The organism is Rufibacter latericius, assembly GCF_003721515.1.
GTDB lineage: Bacteria > Bacteroidota > Bacteroidia > Cytophagales > Hymenobacteraceae > Nibribacter > Nibribacter latericius.
The window spans coordinates 249114-269891 of record NZ_RJJD01000015.1 but is presented as its reverse complement, the minus strand read 5'-3'; the positions used below and the strand labels follow the sequence as shown (position 1 = coordinate 269891).

Below are 20778 nucleotides of genomic sequence, written 5' to 3'. Positions count from 1 at the left end.
ATGTTGAATAATTATATTTTTTTTGACTTTTTCATATGATTAAAATAAAGGATTGAATAAAACATAGAAAAGAGGATGTTGAGCCGCTTATTCTTTCTTACAGGAAAACAGCTCAAAAAAGCCAATATTCAGAAGTAACTATTTACATTTTAATTTTAAATATAATTTTAATTGGAAAATTAAGTATTGCGTTCCTATCTTTATAAAAGTTGAGAGTTTCCCTTTTCTCATAAAGTCTATTTCTTTTTCACCTTTGCTTCATTCTATGGCACAGTTTTACCGTCGCCTGTATTTAGTATTCTTTGTCCTATTGATCTGCCATGGGCAGCTTTTAGCGCAGGATTGTGAGGTCTCTGTCTCGGCCGAAGGGCCCAGTGCCTTGTGCCCAGGAGCCGGGCAGATAGTTTTGGTGGCTACGTCAGGGAGTGCAGGGGCTACTTTCCAGTGGCAGAAAGATGGGGTTGATCTGGCTGGGCAAACCGGCAATAAGCTGACCGTAACCGCAGTTGGTGATTATACTGTACTGGTAAAAGGAACCTCCTGTGAGGAGAAAATCTCTACTCCTTTTAAGGTAGTCACAAGCACCAACCCCACTGCCGATTTTACCTTTACTGATAATGTCTGTTCGGGCTCTAATGTAAGGTTCACTGCTACTACTTCAGGCCCTGGTTTCAAATATAAGTGGGACTTTGGGGACCCTGATTCTGGTAGTGGGAATACCGGTAATTTACAGGAAGTCAACCATACCTTTGTCTCCAACGGAACGGGCACCGTCAGGTACCAGATAAAGCTGACAGTCACCAATGCAGGCGGCTGTACAAGCGAAGTCACCAAAGAACTTGTCATAAACCAACGGGCAGATCCCTCTCTGGAAGATGTGCTGGCCACTCAGAATTTTTCGCTCCCTTTCACTAATTGCGCCTCCGTAGCGTCTAATTACCTGCTGAAAGTACGGAACACTTCTACTACCAAGGCCACCAATCGGGCTTATACCATTGACTGGGGGGATGGTCAAATTCAGAATTTCCCTGCTTCCTTTGAAGAGGCAGAGCATACCTATACTACCCAAGGGGAGTTCAACCTGAAACTGGTTATTGCGGGCCCTAACTGTACTTCCACCAAAAACATAAAAGTATTCAACGGAAGCAACCCAAGTCTCACCGTAGGTAGCCCGGGTAACACAGTGGGTTGCGCACCTGTAACTTATACTTTCCCAATCACAGGTATCGCTAATAATAGTCCCTCTACCATCTATACTTTCCAGTTTGATGACGGGTCTCCAGGATATACATTCACGCAGGACAATGTTCCCACAAGTCTTACCCACACTTTCTTAAAGAGTTCATGTAACAACGGAGGCACAGATGCCTTCAAGTTAAATGCTACTGCCAAAAACCCCTGCGGTATCACGAATGTCATTGTAAGTTCTATTTATATAGCGGCTAAGCCCAAAGCCAGTTTCGAACTAGAGCCCAAAACTCCAACGGTTTGTATCAACACTGCTTACACCCTGAAAAATACTTCTGATCCAGGGGCAAATATGCTTGGAGTTGGCCGTTGTAATAACAATGCCGGTTACCAGTGGGAAATAGCCCCTGCCACTGGATGGAGCCTTACCTCGGGTACGCTTACGTCTCAAAGCCCCGTGATTAATTTTTCTGCCAAAGGCGATTACAACATCAAACTGAAAGTAACTAACAACTGTAGTTCTCACGATACTACCTTTGTCTTTTCCGTACTGGAACCGCCCACTGCAGATTTTACGACAACCTTAAACCCTAATACAGGTTGTGCGAACCTGGAGGTAGCCACGAATAATCAGTCTGTGGGGGAGCAACTCACGTATCTTTGGTCTGTTTCCCCAGATGCGGGTTACACCATTACTTCTGGGTCGCTCACCAGCAAAGATCCTGTCTTTAACTTTACCACTGCCGGGATCTATACCCTGACTTTGGAAACCATTAACCCCTGCGGAACCAGTAAGGACAGTACCCAGGTCAAAGTCAATGCTCCGCCTACGGTAACCTTGCCTGGCGCCCAAGAGCTATGTGCGCCGGGGGTGATAGCGTTCACAGATGCCAATACTTCGCATAGGCCGGAGTACATGGCTAATTTCGGAACGATCTCCGCTTATAAGTGGACGGTGACCGGAGCGGGTGGCGCAACCTTTGTGTCGGGTTCTACAGATGCCTCGCAATATCCATCTATTGATTTCCCCGTAGCGGGAACCTACACAGTCACCGTAACGGCTACCAATGAGTGTGGGGTTTCGGCGGCAGCTTCGCAGGAGATTACCATCAGGGAGTTGCCTTTGCCCCCGACGGTGGCAGGGCTTACCATTTGCGACGGGGAACCGGCCGTTTTGACAGCGACTGGTGGGGCAGCGGGCACTACCTATCGGTGGTATGAAGCTGCCACCGGTGGAAGCCCGGTGTTTACCGGTGATACCTTTACCCCCTCTCCCGCTCTTACAACTACCACTACTTTTTATGTAGATGCAGTTAGTGGGTTCAATTGCGTGAGTGCCACCAGAACTGCTGTGACAGTTGTGGTGCTGAAAGGAGTCTCCAACAACAACATTGCCGCGCAAGGAGCCGTGACCATTTGCGAAGGAGTGGCGCCCAACCCTATTATAGGCTCTAACCCAGAAGGGGGAGACGGAGCGCCTTACCAATATAAATGGCAGATCAGTACTGATGGGGTAACCTTCACCGACGCCCCGGGCACCAACACCGAAAAAGATTACTCCCCAGCTCTCATCACCCGGAACACTTGGTTCAGAAGAACCATTGCCTCGCAGAAATGTGCGATAGATGTAAGTAATGTGGTGGCGTTCACCTTTAGTCCTACCCCGGCAGCTCCTCTTCTTACTTTGAATGACGTGGCCATTTGTGAGGGGCAGCAGGCCAGCCTATCAGTGAATCCTCAGCTCGGCTTTACTTATAAGTGGTACACTGCCAGTACAGGAGGCACTCTGGTGACTACCGGCGAATCTTACCAAACACCTGTCTTGGTTCGTGATACCGTGTTTTATGTTGAGGCATTAAATGAAAATAGCTGTGTGAGTACTTCCCGTTCTGAGGTTCGGGTAAGAGTAGCGGCCACCATTGCAGATAATACGGTTATGGGTGGGCAGGATATCTGTACCGGGCAGACGCCGGGAATATTGACGGGCTCTCAGCCTATGGGGGGGAATAACTCCTTTACCTATACGTGGGAAAGCAGTGTTACTTCCGGTACCTCGGGGTTTGTGCCTATCCCCAATTCTAATACCAAAGATTATTCGCCAGCGGCGCTTACGACCACTACCTGGTTCCGGCGGGTGGCCAGTTCTGCGGGATGCGTGACAACAAGCGGAGCGGTAGAGGTTACCGTCAAACCTGAAATCACCGACAATATTGTTTCCTCTGGGCAAACTGTCTGTGCAGGAAAGGTTCCGGCCGCCTTCACTGGTTCTCAACCTTTAGGCGGAAACAACACCTATACCTATCAATGGGAAGTGAGTACCATCTCTGGCACAGCCGGGTTCGCCGCAATCAATGGGGCAACAGCAAAAGATTTTACTCCAACCGAAGCCGTAACGCAGAACACCTGGTTCCGGCGGGTGGTAAACTCGGGTACCTGCCAAAAAAGCGAAAGTGAGGCCGTATTGGTGGAGGTGCAGCAACCCATCGCTTCGAACACTATTTCCGCAGACCAAGCTATCTGCTCAGGGGAATCCATTGGGGTGTTGATGGGGCAGGAGCCAACCGGGGGCAGCGGGGCGTACACTTACGTTTGGGAACAGAGCACTACCTCTGCTACCGCTGGCTTCAGTCCTATTCCTGATGCAAATGCCAAGGATTTAGCTTCCATGTCGTTGACCGTTACCACCTGGTTCCGGCGGGTAGTGACCGCAGGTGCCTGTGACCCTAGCATCAGTAATGCAGTACAGGTGACGGTAAGCCCCGCCCTGGAGAACAACCTGATCACCAATAGCCAAACCCAAATCATATGTATCGGTTCTACGCCAGCTATGTGGCAAGGTGCACAGCCAACCGGAGGGGATAATGTTTTTACCTTCCAGTGGGAGCAAAGCACTGATGGGGTTGCCTATACAGACATTCTTGGAGCTACAGACATTAACTATGCTCCCGCGGCGCCTACCCAGGATACCTGGTACCGGAGAAAGGTAATTTCTCGCACCTGTACTTCTACCAGTCCGGCGGTGAAAGTTGAGGTGCAGCAGCCTATTGCTGATAACAGCATTGCGGGGGAGCAGACCATCTGCGCAGGTTCATTTGCCCAAGCCTTGACCGGGTCACAGCCCACGGGAGGCTCTGGAAACTATGGTTACCAATGGGAAGCCAGTACGGACGGAAACACCTATACTCCGATCGCTAATGCCGCTCAGGGAGAATATACCCCTGTGAACCTAGCCCAGACCACCTGGTTCAGGAGAATTGTGACGGGTGGAGCTTGTGCCGCTAATGTGAGCAATGGCATTAAGGTAACCGTAACGGCGCCGGTGACAAACAACATCATCAGTGCTCCCCAATCCATCTGTAGCAACACCGCGCCACTTGCCTTGACGGGTTCTCAGCCCGCCAGCGATCCTGGTGCCTCGTTCACTTATCAGTGGGAAAGCAGCACCACTTCCGCCACCGCTCCCGACTTTACGGCTATTACCGGGGCAGAAGGGATGGATTATGCTCCAGGCGTGCTTACCCAAACCACCTGGTTCAGAAGGGTGGTAACAACGGGTGGGTGTACCAGTGCCTCGGAAGCCATAAAAATTACGGTGGAGCCTTTGCCCGCCTCGCCAACCGTAGCGAACCAGGTGATCTGTGAGAACAATTCGGCTACTTTGGCAATAACGGGTGCCAGCGCGGGTACCTACCAATGGTTTGACGTGGAGATAGGCGGCACTGCTCTGGGGCAAGGCGCTTCCTTTACAACGCCGGTGCTTACGACCTCCGCCACCTATTATGTGCAGGTGACAGACGCCAAAGGCTGTATCAGCCCGCGGGCAATGGTACAGGTAACGGTGAACCAGAACATCGGGAACAACATCGTCTCTTCCAATCAGGCCCTTTGCGTGGGTTCAAGCCCTAGTCTGCTGACGGGGACCTCACCGACTGGCGGGAACGGGGTGTATACCTATTTGTGGGAGAAAAGCACCCTTGGACCTGACACAGGTTTTAGCCCGGCGCCTGGAACCAACTCTGATAGTACCTACCTGCCTACCAATATCACTACGGTGACCTGGTTCAGGAGAAGAGTCACGGCGGGGCCCTGTCTGCCGAGCGTCAGCGAAGCGGTGAGAATCTCCATCAGCCCTGTGATCACCAATAACCGGATTTCGTTTCCGCAGTCTACTTGTTCAGGTACTCCGCCAGCCCCAATCACAGGTACCCAGCCGCAGGGAGGAGACGGAACCTATACCTATCTGTGGGAAAGCAGCACGACGGGAACAACGGGCGGCTTTGCTCCTGCCGCGGGTAACTACCAGGAAAGAGACTACCAGCCAGAAAGCCTCACCCAGACTACTTGGTTCCGGCGGACGGTTTTGTCAGGAGGTTGTACCATCACCTCGGCGGTGGTGCAGGTGACGGTGGTGCCTCTCATTGCCAATAACGAAATCACCGCTGACCAAACCATCTGTAGCGGCGATGCTGTGCAGCCATTGACAGGCTCTACTCCTACCGGCGGAAACGGAACCTATACTTACCTGTGGGAAAGCAGCACCGATGGCGTGGTGTTTACGCCCGCTGCCGGGGAAAACAGAAAGCTTACTTATACACCCGGCGTGGTACGGACCACTACCTGGTACAGACGCACCGTCACCTCTTTTCCGTGCTTCGAAAGTAAGAGTACCCCTGTGAAAATTACGGTGATTACCCCTATCGCCAACAACATCATCCGGACCGGGCAGGAGGTTTGCGCGAATACCGCACCTGGTTTGCTGGAAGGTTCTTTGCCTACCGGAGGCGGACCCAACATTACTTACAGGTGGGAGGTCAGCACGGATGGGGCAACCGGTACTTATACCCCTGCTCCGGGCGCTAACACCGAGCTTAACTACCAGCCAAGTCCACTTACTCAGACTTCCTGGTTTAGACGAGTGGTGGTATCGGTTTCTTGCCAGAACCAACCCAGCAACGTGGTGCAAATTAAGGTAAACCAATTACCGGCTGCCCCTGCGCTGGTGACGAGTAACCCAAGGGTGTGCCCGGGAGATAGAATCAATGTGACAGTAACCAACCCCGGTTTTGGGGTTGAATGGTATGACCAGCCGCAGGGAGGAACGCTCCTTTACACCGATGTGACTTTCCCGACCCCTGCCCTGACCGAGACTACTACCTTCTATGTGCAGTCTCTCTCCAGAGAAGGCTGCCCAAGTAGTAGCAGAACGGCCGTAACGGTAGAAGTGGTGCCTGCCAAACCTGATGCCGGCCCAGATGTCTCCATCATTATTGGACGGTCCGCGAACTTGCAAGCTTCAGGGGGAGTGAAGTATGAATGGTCCCCAGCCACTGGCTTGTCTTCCGTGAATACTGCTGCCACCATTGCCACCCCCAAGGAAACGACCACCTACACCGTCACGGTCACTACTGCCGAAGGCTGCATCGCCAAAGACGAGGTCACCGTCACGGTGCTGCCCGAGATCTTTATCCCCAACGTGCTGACCCTGAACAAAGACGGAATCAACGATGAATGGGAGATTCAGAACATTGAGAAGTACCCGAACTGCAAAGTGGAAGTGTTTAACCGATGGGGAACCCGGCTTTTCACTTCTGAAGGTTATCAGACGCGTTGGGACGGCACCTACCAGGGCAAGCCTTTGCCGGTAGCCGCCTACTATTACATCATCCAGCTGGACAAAGACGAAAAGCCGATTGCGGGAAGTATCACCATCATAAATTAAGGTTGTGTCATGATAGGGAGAAAGAGTTTAGTTGCAGCGAGCCTGGCATTTCTTTGCCTGGTTTCCTGGAGGGCGGTAGGGCAGCAGATGCCTCAGTTCAGCCAATACATGACCAATAGTTTAGTGATTAACCCGGCGGTGGCGGGCATAGAGAACTACATGGATGTCCGGTCTTCTTTCCGGAAGCAATGGGTAGGCGTAGAGGGTTCTCCTTCCACCTTATACACCAGTATGCACGCGTCCATCGGGAAAAGTGACCGAAACGCCACTGGACGGGGCAAGTTCAGGGTAAGAAGCAACGGCTCAGGACCCAAAGTGGATCGCAATAACCGATTCCGGCGCGTCAGCCCGCACCATGGGGTGGGAGCCATTGTGCAGATAGACCAGGCCGGTTTGCTCAGGACAAGCTCCGTGAACCTGGTGTATTCCTTCCATGTGCCCCTGACCAGTACCTTGAACCTTTCCTCGGGGATTTCAGCCGGTGTGGTGCGAAACAGCTTCAATACCAGCAAGGCCCGCGCCATTTCTCCATCAGATGTTGCCTTGTTGGGGGATCAGGTGAATATGACCAAGGCAGACCTGAGTGTGGGCACGTGGCTGTATACCCGTTACGCGTTTCTGGGAATATCGGGTGCGCACCTGATCAACAGTGGCAGCGACTTCCAGGCCCCGCAGGATTATTCTATTTCGGGCAGGCTGGTGCCGCACTATTTTATCACCGCAGGGTACCGTTTTCAGGTAGAAGACCTGATGATTACCCCATCAGTTTTATACAAGGTGGCCAAATCCAGCCCAGGGGCTTTTGATTTGAATTTGAAAGCGATGTACAATGAACGGGTGTGGGTTGGGGCTTCCTATCGAAATAAAGATGCGGTCGCTTTCCTTTTCGGGTTGAACGTGAGCCCAATATTAGACTTCGGCTATTCTTACGATCTTCCCATTTCTGGCCAGCATAAGACCAGTGCAGGTTCGCATGAAGTAATGGTGGGTTTAAAAGTGAATAACAAACTGAAAGTGCTCTGCCCTCAATGGGTGTGGTAAGGCTTAGCAAATGCGACTACGTCAAAAGGAAGAAGTGAGAAAAAATCAACTGTTCTTATCCTCTAGTTGATTGGGGTAGAGACTAAATTATGAGCTAAAAGGAATAAGTCACCAAATTCTGCTCTGTTTCTGAAGCTTCGCTTGACGGTCAAAGTCGAGAATGGTGAAAGCTTCGTTTTTGGCCTGTTTTTCTGAAAACAGGCCAAAAGGTGCTTGGAGAGAACAAAACTAACTTCTTTTCTACGGTTTCATCAAAACATAAGTAGCTCTACAGGTGAATGCTCTTCTCCAGGGCTACTTGCGTAATTAATTTTTTTGGGTTCCGGCTGTGCTCTTAGTTATTTCTAAGGAGTGTGGCCGGTTTTATGTTTTAAGTGCTTTTTGGGAAAAACAGACCGAAAATGCTTTCCTGGTCCTTGTGCTTTCCGCTATAGGACGCAGTTGAAATGAAGCTGTGGTATTGGGGTGTGCGTGCCGTTGCCTACTTTATGCTGCTTACCTAAAGTCAAACTTCCTCTTTTTGCCGCTAAGCTATTTGTTTCCAATTACCTGGAAAAAACAGGCGTGTGCTATATTGTAAAACACGAATATATATTAAATCTGGGATATTGCATTTTATTTAATAAATTTGTCCAATCGTAATATTTTGGATTATAGCCATTTAGCCAAGTGCCCTAATAGGGTGATTATTGGTTTATCCGGCCTGAAATTTTTTAATCCAAGATGCATTTATAATTGAATAGAAAGGAACATATAACAAGATATGTATACTATTTTAAATATTAAATATCAAGAGGTTACAGTTGGATTAATACTCCACTCTGTTGGCCTGTAGAGTTGGAGAAATGTGCATGAAAATACGATTACTACTATTCTTAATCTTCCTTTCTTTTACATCAATAACCTTCGGCCAGGTAGCCCCTGCCTTCAAGTCATTGCAGCGCGTGTCTGTTGCGGCAGGTGCAGGGTATAAGAACACGGGCAATAGCAAAATAGAGAAGCAGGGTTTGTCATCGGTTTCCTCGTCGCCAGAGAACTTAGCCGAGGTAAACAGGGTGTATGCAGAACTAATGCGCCAGAAGCCAACCGCTACTTTGTCTGGGGCCGCTTTGTCTGGTAGTAAATTGCTTCCCGGGGTGTATCGGGTAAATGGCAACGTACGGCTGCAAAAATCTTTGGAGCTGTTAGGAAGTAAATTCCCTAATGGGGTTTTTGTTTTTCAGATAGAGGGAGACCTCACGGTAGATCCATCGGTGGAGGTGGCGCTACGGCAGGGCATCCGGTCTAAGAACGTGTTCTGGCAGGTAAAGGGAAATACTAAATTAGGGCCCCAGAGCACTTTCAAAGGGAACCTGGTAGCCGCCGGAAACATTTCGTCAGAAAAAGGAGCAACAATTGAAGGCAAGGTTTTAAGCAAGAACGGCGGTGTGGCCCTTTCAGGTACCAGTGTGTCTGAGCTTGGAGGAGAGAACATTTCTGATCTGGAGGTAACCCATACGGTAAGTGACGGTCCATATGGAGCAGGGCTTATCGTGACTTATAACGTAACCCTTAAAAACCTGGGCCCTGATGATGAGACCAACGTCGTCCTGAACTTTGAAACTACCTCGGGGCTCTCGTTTCTAAGCGCCACCACGTCAATGGGGTCCCTGTTCAATGTGCTCAGAAAGGAATGGGTCATCAGCAAGTTTCCAAGTGGTGCTGAGGCCAAAATGGTAGTGAAAGCCAGCATTATCAAAACGGAGTTCTCTACCACCATTGTGACTGTTACCGGAGACGGCACTGATCCTAACATCAAAAACAACAGCTCTGAGCTATCCATCTGCGCAACTCCGTCTATGCCAGGGGCCATCAGCGGGAAGTCTTCGCTTTGTATCAACACTCCCGGAAACGTGTACCGGATTGAGCCTTTGCTTGGAACCCGGAAGTACACCTGGACGCTCCCGGCAGGTTGGGTGATCACCTCAGGACAGGAATCTAACATCATCACGGTCTCTACCGGAGGCGCTGAGGCCAACGGCACTATCTCGGTAAAAGCAGTGAATGCCTGCGGGGAGGGGCCTGAATCGGTTTTAGAAGTAAGCACCGTTTCTTCACCTCCGCCCATGCCTTCTTCCATTACGGGACCCCTGGAGGCCTGTTTGGGCCAGAGAGACATCACCTATTCTATTAACTCAGTGCCCGGTGCCGTTTCTTACGCCTGGGAACTACCCTTAGGCTGGACCGTAGTACGAGGACAAGGTACACCTTCCATCACCGTGAATGCCGGGACCTTAGGCGGAAAGGTAAAAGTAACCGCCGAAAATGGTTGTGGTAAAAGCGCCAGCAGTGAAGCACAGGTCGTGATCTCTCCCACTGCTCCCCTTGCTCCCGGATCTATTTCGGGACCCGCGCAGGTTTGCGCCAACACAGACAATATCACGTATCAGGTGCCGGCGGTGCTTAATGCCACGGGCTACACGTGGACAGTTCCTGCCGGCTGGAGTATTGTAAGCGGCCAGGGGACCAGCAAACTGGTGGTTCGGGCCGGTTCAGCGGGCGGGCAAGTGACTGTGAAGGCCCAGAATAGCTGCGGCGTTAGTCCGGTTACTTCTTTAGGGGTCTCCATTAATTCTGAAGTACCTGTGTTGGGTGCTATCTCCGGAGAAGTGGCCGTGTGTCTTTCCAACGCCGAACGCACGTACTCAGTGGAGGAAATTGACAACGGCACTAGCTACACCTGGAGTGTTCCGGCAAACTGGCGGATTTTATCTGGACAGGGCTCTCGCAGAATCAATGTAAAAGTAGGTTCCTCGGGAGAAGTTAAGCTGGTTGCCTCTAACGCTTGCGGAACAGGGGCTGAAGCCACCTTGAAAGTAGCGGTAAATACAGGTCCTCCGGTAATCCCGAGCATGATTTCAGGCATCACTGCTCCTTGTAAAGGACAGGAAGAGCTTACGTATTCGGTTGCCAGCACCGCAGACGTAACTGGCTACACTTGGTCTGTGCCCGAAGGCTGGACGATCGTAACTGGGCAGGGAACCGGAACTATCAAAGTAAAAGCAGGTGCCATTGCCGGTAGTATTTCGGTGTTTGGGACCAATGGTTGCGGAAACGGGCCGGTAAGAACCTTACAGGTAGCGCCTGTCCTGACCATCCCGGTGGCTCCGGCCTCCATCACAGGCGAGACAGCCCCCTGCTTGGACGGGCAACAAACGTATTCGGTTCCTAATCCTGTAGCAGGCCTCACTTATACCTGGTCGTTGCCGATTGGTTGGAATATCATTTCGGGCCAGGGTACCGCTTCTGTAGTGGTAAGAACCGGCACTACTGCCGGACAGGTGACCGTAACAGCAAGCAACAATTGCGGCCTTAGTGCTTCAACGTCTATCGCGGTAACTCCAACCACCGGAGTGCCAGCTTTATCGGCTTCCATTCAGGGCGAAGCGGCGGTTTGTGCCAATGCCACCCAACTCACCTATAGCATCTCCTCCACCAATGCGGCCTCTTCTTTCCAGTGGCAGGTTCCTGCGGGTTGGACCATTATCAGCGGACAAGGGACCTCTGAGATTCAAGTAAAAGCAGGTACAGGCAGCGGAAATATCCAGGTATCGGCTAGAAACGGATGCGGGCAGAGCACCACGCGTTCTTTAGCGGTTTCTGTCTCTTCGGCTATTCCGGTTACGCCCGGCAAGATTGCCGGAACGGTGAACCTTTGTGCCAACATGGGAGAGGTTACTTATTCTATCACCGGAGTATCTGGTGCTACTACCTATATCTGGGCAGTACCAGCTACCTGGACCATCGTACGGGGCCAAGGGACACCTTCACTGGTAGTGCGTGTGGGCTCAGCAGCCGGCCAAGTGCAGGTAGTAGCTGGAAATGCCTGTGGTAACAGTGCCGCCTCGGTTTTGCCGGTGAATCTGTCTTTGTCGGTTCCGGCCGCCATCGGGACCATCACCGGAGATAAGGCCTTCTGCTATGCTACTACTCCTCGCACGTACACCGTGTCAGAAAACGCAGGCGTAAACACCTTTACCTGGACCGTTCCCACTGGTTGGACCATTCTGTCTGGCCAAGGAACCCGATCTGTGAGTGTAAGACCGGGCACAGCCGGTGGTTATCTGAAAGTGGTTGCAGCTAACAACTGCGGAACCACCTCAGACTCTACCAACATCACCGTTTCGCAGCCACTAACCGCTTCGCCAACGGCCATTACTGGACCTAAAACCGCCTGTATTTCTAATGAGTTGTTGACGTACTCGGTAGAAGCGGTTCCGGGTGCTACCCAATATGCGTGGGAAGTTCCTACCGGATGGCAGATCATGAGCGGTCAGAACACTAGGTCTATCCAGGTTAAAGTGGTTGCCGGAGCAGGTACTGTTTCTCTGGTGGCTTCAAATGCGTGCGGGGCTAGTGCGACGGTACGCCTGGAGGTGACTTCCTTAGTAGCACCGATTCTTCCGGCAGGGATCATTGGTGAAACCATGCCTTGCGGCGGCGGCACCGAGCAAACCTACAGTGTCCGGAATGCGGTGGCCGGAATGACTTACACCTGGGAAGTACCCGCCGGTTGGCAGATCGTTTCAGGGCAGGGTACCGGCAGTTTGGTAGTGAAAGTAGGAAATACAGCCGGGGCGGTTTCGGTGAAAGCCATGAACGGTTGCGGAACCAGTTCCGCGCAGCTCTTAGTAGTAGCTCCTTCGGTAATTAATCCGGCTACCGATGCCATCCAGGGAAGTAAAGGGCTTTGCTTTAATACTACCCAAACCTATTCTGTGGCCGCAGTTACAGGCGCCACGGGCTTCCAGTGGCAAGTGCCCACCGGTTGGACCATCGTAAGTGGGCAGGGAACAAGAGAGATTCAGGTAAAAGCGGGCACCAATGCAGGAGAAGTTTCGGTGAGTACCCAATACGGTTGCGGATCAGCTATCAGAAGAGCTCTGGCAGTGACTTCCGGGACTGATAACCTTGCTGTACCTGCCCTTATCACCGGTAACAAAGGCGTTTGCGCCAATGAAAAGCAAATTACCTACAGCATTCAGGCAGTAACCGGAGCAACAGAATATGAGTGGCAGGTTCCATCCGGATGGGTAATCTCCTCAGGGCAGGGTACTACTTCCATTACTGTGCAAACCGGTTCTACTGGCGGACAGATCACCGTAAAAGCGAAGAATGTGTGTACTGCCAGTACCGCTGCCATGCTAGCGGTGAGTGTTTCCAGCAGTGCTCCATTTGCCTTAGGAACCATTACCGGTCAAACCATCACCTGTACTACCTCCCGGGTAACTTACCAGGTTGCCGCGAATGCTAACGTGAACGCTTATACCTGGACAGTACCTATCGGTTGGGTAATTGAAGCGGGTCAGGGCACCAACTCCATTACGGTGGTTCCCGGAGCTTCCGGCGGAGCCGTGAGTGTGTCAGGGGTCAACGGTTGTGGCATCAAATCAACCGCCAGTACCTTGCAGGTGCAGGTGCAAAAAGATCTTCCGCTTAAGCCAAACCCTATTCAGGTAGCTGCTTCCGCGCTTGCTCCTTGTGCCGGTCAAAATGGACTTGTTTTCAAAATAGACGCCGTAAACGGAGCTACTTCTTACGAGTGGAATATTCCTGCTGATTGGAAAATAGAGGCGGGCCAGGGGACCACTACCCTTACGGTAACAGCCGGAAGTACTTCAGGACAGATCAGTGTGGTAGCCAGGAATGCCTGCGGACAGAGCGAAAGCCGGGCCGTAGCCGTGGTGCCTTCCACCGGATCGCCGGTGATTAACGGAGAGATCTCAGGAGGTGCGAATATCTGCGCTACCGCTGGGGCGGTCACCTATAGCATTACCGGTTCTGGCGCTACCCAGTATCTCTGGACGGTGCCCGCTGGTTGGACGTTGGTATCTGGCCAGAACACTACCACCATCTCAGTTATTCCAACGACTACCGCAGGCACCATCAAAGTAAAAGCCCAGAACAACTGCGGGCTCTCTGTGGAGAAAAGCCTGACTGTGACGCCAAGCGTAGCCGGCACCCTGAAACCGGGTGTGATCAACGGCCCTATCGCGTTTTGCGCCTCTGCAGAGCAGCGGGTCTATACCGTTACCCAAGTACCAGGAGCAGCTTCGTATGAGTGGACCGTACCGGCAGGCTGGCAAATCATCAGCGGTCAGGGCTCGGGCAGCATTACGGTAACCACCAAAGCCGGGGCTGGCAATGTAAGTGTGAAAGCAGTGAACCCGTGCGGCGGCAGTGCCGAAGCGACTCTATCGGTGACGGTGGCCAATGCCTTGGGAGTAGCCCCCGTGATCATCGATGAAAGTTCCCCGTGCGTGGGCAACCAGTTCTCGGTTCCGGCCATGTCAGGGGTGTCATACAAATGGAGTATCCTGACGGAGATGCCCGGCTGGTCTATCACCTCTGGGCAGGGAACAAACAAGATAACGGTACAGGCCCCAGCCAATGCGCCATTAAGCTCCGCGAAGATTGTGGTGGAAGCCCACAACGGAACCTGCTCTACTACTTCGGCCAGCCTGGACATCGTGCCGAAATACCTGGCCCCTGAGCTGCACGTGCCTAACGTTTTCTCGCCCAACAATGACGGCAAGAACGATGTGTGGGTGGTGCAGAACCTGTTGGAGTACCCAGAAAACGAACTGGTGATTTTGAACCGGTGGGGCAGCGAGGTGTACCGCATCAAGAAGTACCGCAACAACTGGACCGGCGGCGGCTTAGCCGAAGGGACCTATTACTTTGTGCTACGGGTGCGCCTCTGCGAGGGCCAGGAAGTGACGCGCAAAGGCTATGTAACGATCATGCGCTAAAGGGGGAGAAAAGAAGAAAATGAAAAAAGCGATCGCATCGGTGCTGGTATTGGTGGTGTGCCTGAGTGTGCCCCGCCTTAGCCAGGCGCAGCAAGACCCGCAGTTCACGCAGTACATGTTCAACGGCTTGCTGCTGAACCCGGCCTACGCGGGCAGTAAAGGATTCACCAGTCTCAGCGGATCACACCGGAGCCAGTGGACGGGTCTGGAAGGAGCGCCCGTGAGCCAGACCTTGAGCGTTGACGGAAACCTGAACCGGAAATTGGCCGGAGGCTTTATTATCACCAATGACCGGTTAGGTGCCCAACGGTTCACCGAAGTGTCCTTCAATTCGGCTGTCCGGATTTCTTTGAGCCCTACCACCCGCGTGGCGGTGGGTATTTCGCTGGGGGCAACCCAACAGACCCTGGACGGTACCAAACTTGATCCCGCTGAGCGAGACGACATGGCCATCCCGATGAATATTGAAAGAGCCGTGAAGCCCAGTGCGCGGGTGGGAGCCTACCTGTACAGCAACCGGTTCTATACCGGCCTTTCTCTGGGCAACGTGGTGTTCTTCCAAGACGGTCTGCCTACTGATCCGAAGCCACACTTGTTCCTGACCTCGGGCGGGGTGTTTGATATCAGCCGGAAAATGAAGTTCAGGCCTAGTATTCTGCTGAAGGAGGATTTCAACGGACCGGCGGCGCTGGATCTGAACACCTTCCTGTTGTTCAACGAGCAAATCTGGCTGGGAACCTCTTTCCGGACCACGCTCAACATCTTCAACAACCGCTCCTTCGCCACCAATACCCGGTTGGGCAATGCCCTGGCTGTTCTACTGGAACTGCACCCATCACCGCTCATGCGCATTGGGTATTCCTATGACTTCTCGCTGAACAAACTTCGCAGCTACTCCAGCCACGAAATCTCACTGGGATATAATTTTTTGAAAAAGAAGTATGGTCGTATGTTAACTCCGAGGTACTTTTGATTTCTCCTATGTTGTAAACCCGTATTCTGCTTTCAGGCTGTTTTCTCTAAAACTGCCTGAAAGCAGAATCTTTATCCACCTACTTGGTGCAAGAACTGGAATTGTGAAGATTTTTTCCCTCGTATTACTGCTTTGCGTTACTTTTTGGGTAAGCCCTTCCAAAACCCAGGCCCAGGGAAACCAAAGCAAGGCAGACAAGCACTACAATAACTTTGATTATGCGCTGGCACTGGAAGAATACCAGAAAGTGCTGGACAAAGGCCAACCGTCGCTTCACATCACTGAACGAATCGCGCACTGTTATCGGCTCATCAATCAGCCTGGCGCGGCCGAGTTCTGGTACCGGCAAGCCCTGGGGTTCCCGAATTCTGCACCCATCAACCTGTTCTACTACGCCAACGCCTGTCGCCAGAATGGGCAGTACACCATTGCCAAGAAGAACTACCTGCTGTTTGCCGATCTTGACCAGAGCCGCCGCGAGGAAGCCCTGCAACTAGCCAAAGCCTGTGACATGGCCATGAGCTGGATGGACCGTCCGTTGGGTATTGACGTAATCCCAGACAGTACCCTCAACACTTCCTTCGCTGATTTTAGCCCTGTTTTCTACCGCGAGGGCCTGGTGTTTTCCTCAGACCGAGGCCGTAGCCAAAACGGCTCAGACCAGAAAGTATACGGCTGGACCGGCACCCCCTACCTGCAGTTGTACTACGCAGAACGCAAAGGGCCTAGCTCCTGGGGAGAGATCAAACCGATGGAGAAATCCATCAACACCCAGTTCCACAACGCCATTGCCACCTTCTCTCCAGATTTCAACGAGGTGCTCTTTACCCGCACCAAGCGCGTGAAAAACCGCGTACTGCCCGAGGAACTTCGCACCGAAAGCAACTGGCAACGCTATTCCAAAAGCGATGAGTTCATCAACCGCCTGGAGATCTACAGTGCCACGTTCTCCAAAGGAAAATGGCAAGACGTAAAAGCCTTTCCGTTCAACCAAGGCGAAAACTACTCGGTGGGGCACCCCGCTCTTTCCCCCGATGGCCAGATCCTGTACTTTGTCTCTGACATGCCCGGCGGCCACGGCCAAACCGATATCTACTTCAGCGAGCGCCAGAAGGACGGCAACTGGTCTACACCCGTGAACGCCGGCCCCACCATCAATACCAGCGGAAAAGAGGTTTTTCCAGTGGTGCACCCAGACGGAACCCTGTACTTCTCCTCAGATGGGCACATGGGCATGGGGGGCCTGGACCTCTTCTCGGCCGAGGGGAGTCGCGCCGCCTGGAATAACCTGGAAAACCTGTATTACCCGTTCAATTCGCCGCGCGATGATTTCGGGCTGATTTATGAAAAAGACGGCAAAAGTGGCTATCTGTCCTCTAACCGCGAAGGCGATGCCGGCTCAGACAACATCTACCGGTTCAAACCCACCGAGATTCCCTGTAAGCTGGCTGGGGTGACCTACGCCCGGGTGCCAAACAAGAACGGTAGGGCCCGGCAAGTGCCCGTGGGCGGCGTGAATCTGGAAGTGATTGTAAACGGAAATACCAGCAGCCCGCTTCAGTTTGAGACCGATGCCAGTGGCCGTTTCCTGTTCGCGGTGAACGCCAACCAGACCTACACCATCCGGGGCAGCAAGAAAGGCTATCTCACCCGTACGTTCCACGTGATGCCAGACTGCCGCAAGGTCACCGACACCGTGCAGATTGAGATGGTGCTGGACCGTGACACGCCCAACCAAGCCATTGTGTTGGAGAACATCTACTATGACCTGGACAAACACACCCTTCGGCCCGAGTCTATTGTGGAGCTGGACAAAGTAGTAGGCATGCTGCGGGACAACCCCACCATCCGGATTGAGCTGAGCTCCCACACAGATAGCCGCGAAAGCCACAAATACAACCTCATGCTCTCACAGTTACGCGCGGCCTCTGCCGTGAAATACATCATCTCGCAAGGCATTGACCCCAAACGGGTGGTAGACAAAGGCTACGGCGAAACCAAACTACTCAACCGCTGCAAAGACGGTGTGCCGTGCTCCGAAGATGACCACCAAATTAACCGCCGCACCGAATTCAAGATTCTAAAGTAAGAAACTGTCTGGTTTTTCAAGCAGGGGTTTCTCAATGAATAGGGAAAGTATGCCTGAGCCTTTTTGAGCTTGTTTTAAGATAAACGCCTGTAAAATAGAAAAGCTTTGCCTGACTCTATGTGCAGGCTGGATTAGTGAAAGAGAGCTTGGCCCTTAGGAGGTTGTGCCTAGCTTGAGAAGACTTCCGCAGATTTACTCAAGCTAAAGGCAACTATGTTTGGGGCCTTATTTTCTGAAATTGGCAAAAGAACAGAATCCCTCATTAACTAAAAGGACAAACAAAAAGGCCCGACTTCTGCCGGGCCTTTTTGTTTGTCCTTTTAGGGATGCTGTTAATGAGCGATCACCACCTTTTTGCTGCTGCTGGCACCAGCAGTGCGGTATTGCAACAAGTACATGCCGTCAGGAAGGTCTTTCACTGAGATGTTTTTCTTGAACTCTCCAGGGAGGACAGTACTGGATGAGCGGTAAATTATTTGACCTTTCAAATCGGTTAAAAACAAGGTAACTTCTTCTTTCTTCACCAAGGTCACTGTTACGGTCAGCTCATCATGAACCGGTGAAGGATACGCCTTCAAGGAAGCTGCCTGTAAGTCATCTGTTACGCTTAAACAGTTCCCAACCATAATGGTTTGGGTAGCCGAAGCCATACAGCCTTGCGCATTAGTATAAGTGTAAGTGATGGTGTGGGTTCCTTGTCCGGCTTCTGCGGTATTGAATTGGTTGTTGCTAACGCCTGGGCCACTGTAAGTTCCGCCAGCCGGAGAGCCGCCTGTCAAGGCAAACATACTTCTGTCTTTACAGATATTGGCAAAAGGCGTTAAACTAACGGTGGTAACAGGTAGTACGGTTACTGAAGTTGGATTGGAAATAGCGGAACAATTGTTTTCGTTAGTAACAGTCACAGTATAAGAACCAGCGGTGTTAACGGTGATAGAAGGCGTGGTTTCACCAGTGCTCCAGAGGTAAGTAGACGCTGGTGAGGAAGTTAGTGTGACACTGCCCCCCGGACAAAGGTCTGTAGATCCGCTAGCCTGAATGACAGGGCTGGGAAGTGGGTTCACCGTAACAGTCACTTGGGCAGTTTGGGTGCAGCCCTTGGCGTTAGTAGCAGTAACAGTGTAGGTAGTGGTAGCGGTAGGGCTTGCAACTGGCGTAGCACTGTTAGGATTGTCCAGGCCTAAGGCTGGTGTCCACTGGTAACTGGTACCTCCCGTGGCCGTTAGCCTGGACGATCCTCCTGCGCAGATAGAAGCAATAGAGGCAGTAGCGGTAACTACCGGCAAAGGATTGACAGTTACTTTTACTTGGTCTGTCTTAGCGCAGGTACCGTTAGGATTAGTGATCGTCACAGTGTAATTGGTAGTAACCGCAGGATTTGCTATTGGATTGGCTATAGAAGGATTACTTAGGCCAGTTGCTGGGCTCCAGCTATAGGTTAGTCCACCGGAAGCTTGCAACTGGGCAGCTCCCCCAGCGCAGATGGTCATATCAGGTCCAGCGTAGGCAGCAGGGTTCACAGTTACTTTCACTACATCGGTAGAAGTACAGCCATTAGAGGTTACCGTTAAGGTATATTCTACCGTAATCGGCTCTGTGTTATCTCCCGGATAATTCAGGGTTGGATTAGCTATGTTTGTTCTGGACAGACCAATAGCAGGCGACCAGGAATAGGTATTGCCTGAAACGGCAGGAGTTCCTAATACCGTTGCTTGGCGGGAGCAAACCACTTTATCTAATCCTGCATTTGCTACCGGAATAGGGTTTACTTTCACGGTCACAGTCTTAGAAGTCACACAACCGGCTGCGGAAGTACCAGTAACGGTATAGATAGTAGTAGCCGTAGGTGATGCAATTGGGTTAGCAATAGTTGGGTCACTAAGTCCCGTAGCCGGGCTCCAGGAGTATGTGACCGCTCCGGTAGCCTGTAACTGTACAGAAGATCCTAAGCAAATAGCAGGGATTGCAGGAGTTACCGTAAGTACTGGTAGTGGGCTAACTGTTACCAAGATCTGGTCTGTGCGTCTACATCCATTCTCACCCGTTACTGTTACTGTGTAAGTGGTGGTAGCAGTAGGTGTAGCAATAGGGTTAGCAATAGAAGCGTCATTCAAGGTGGCGCTTGGAGACCAGCTATACTTTACTCCGCCTGTCGCTTCTAATCGCACAGATTGCCCATAGCAGATAATTCTGTCAGGTCCGGCATTAGCCAACGCAGGACGCACTACTATCTCGGCACTAGCCGTGGAGATGCAGCCATTAACGTTTGCTGTAACTGTATAAGTCCCAGATGCATCTACTTCCGCCCCTTTTCTGGTGATTGTCCGGCCAGTTGCGGTAAAGCCATTTGGGCCTGTCCAGGTGTAAGTAGCATTGGAAATACTACTAGCGCTAATGGTTAAAGTACCACCAGCACAAACCCCAGTGTTGGATGTAATAGTGGGAGTTGGAGGTAAAGGATAGATAGTCAGATTCTGCCCATTGTTCTCTATAATCATGCCTGTGGTAGGTTTTGAGGCAACAACCCGAATGCGATAAGCAGTTCCGGCAACCTGATTTGTGGGAATGGTTACCTGAATAGTGCCTGACCCAGTACCAGGCGCGGAGCCAAGAACTCTTGGGCTGCTGAAGCTACCTGTGTTGCTGGAGAGCTGAACGGTGAAAATGTTATCCGCTGGGAATACCACCTTAGTGGAAAATGGGACCTGAAGCGTACTTCCTCCGCAGAAGGGAGAGCCGGAAATAGGCAGGGTTCTAAGAGTGTCTGAATTCGCAAGAAAAGAAGCCTTGGTGATGGAAGCCTCGGAATTGAAGGATATAAAGCCAAGGAGTAGAAAAAAAGAGAGTAAAAGTGTTGAACGCATAAGTTGAATATAAAATTCTTTATATTTTCATAATATTCCCAAAGATATGGAAAGAATCCTCTGCAAAACTACAAACTAATAAAAGTTAACTAAGATAACTAGACCAATGCGCC

General features: G+C 51.6%; 6 protein-coding genes. 5 read left to right on the top strand and 1 reads right to left on the bottom strand.

Annotated elements, in window-relative coordinates:
- The first annotated feature begins 265 nt into the window (after positions 1–265).
- From EFB08_RS18600 to EFB08_RS18580, 5 genes are all read left to right on the top strand, one after another.
- Complete coding sequence (locus EFB08_RS18600) at positions 266–6907, top strand: gliding motility-associated C-terminal domain-containing protein (protein WP_123128465.1); 6642 nt, start codon at positions 266–268, stop codon at positions 6905–6907.
- A 9-nt stretch (positions 6908–6916) separates the two neighbouring features.
- The gene (locus EFB08_RS18595; RefSeq protein WP_123128464.1) at positions 6917–7948 is read left to right on the top strand and encodes a PorP/SprF family type IX secretion system membrane protein; all 1032 of its coding nucleotides are present in this window, start codon (positions 6917–6919) and stop codon (positions 7946–7948) included.
- Positions 7949–8799: 851 nt separating this feature from the next.
- Complete coding sequence (locus EFB08_RS18590; protein WP_165864962.1) at positions 8800–14739, top strand: ice-binding family protein; 5940 nt, start codon at positions 8800–8802, stop codon at positions 14737–14739.
- Positions 14740–14758: 19 nt separating this feature from the next.
- A complete protein-coding gene (locus tag EFB08_RS18585) occupies positions 14759–15712 on the top strand; it encodes a PorP/SprF family type IX secretion system membrane protein (protein WP_123128462.1) in 954 nt (317 codons plus the stop codon).
- Positions 15713–15815: 103 nt separating this feature from the next.
- On the top strand, positions 15816–17801 hold the full coding sequence (locus EFB08_RS18580) for an OmpA family protein (protein ID WP_123128461.1): 1986 nt from the start codon (positions 15816–15818) through the stop codon (positions 17799–17801).
- 332 nt (positions 17802–18133) lie between these two features.
- Here EFB08_RS18580 and EFB08_RS18575 read toward each other — a convergent pair whose 3' ends face one another.
- Positions 18134–20299: a T9SS type A sorting domain-containing protein gene (locus EFB08_RS18575; protein WP_165864961.1), complete on the bottom strand. Its 2166-nt coding sequence runs from the start codon at positions 20297–20299 to the stop codon at positions 18134–18136.
- Positions 20300–20778 lie beyond the last annotated feature (479 nt).

What these genes read in the sequence shown, in the direction of transcription:
- EFB08_RS18600 (WP_123128465.1), top strand. Translation starts at nt 266, where the DNA reads ATGGCACAGTTTTACCGTCGCCTGTATTTAGTATTCTTTGTCCTATTG.
- EFB08_RS18595 (WP_123128464.1), top strand. Translation starts at nt 6,917, where the DNA reads ATGATAGGGAGAAAGAGTTTAGTTGCAGCGAGCCTGGCATTTCTTTGC.
- EFB08_RS18590 (WP_165864962.1), top strand. Translation starts at nt 8,800, where the DNA reads ATGAAAATACGATTACTACTATTCTTAATCTTCCTTTCTTTTACATCA.
- EFB08_RS18585 (WP_123128462.1), top strand. Translation starts at nt 14,759, where the DNA reads ATGAAAAAAGCGATCGCATCGGTGCTGGTATTGGTGGTGTGCCTGAGT.
- EFB08_RS18575 (WP_165864961.1), bottom strand. Translation starts at nt 20,299, where the DNA reads ATGATTATAGAGAACAATGGGCAGAATCTGACTATCTATCCTTTACCT.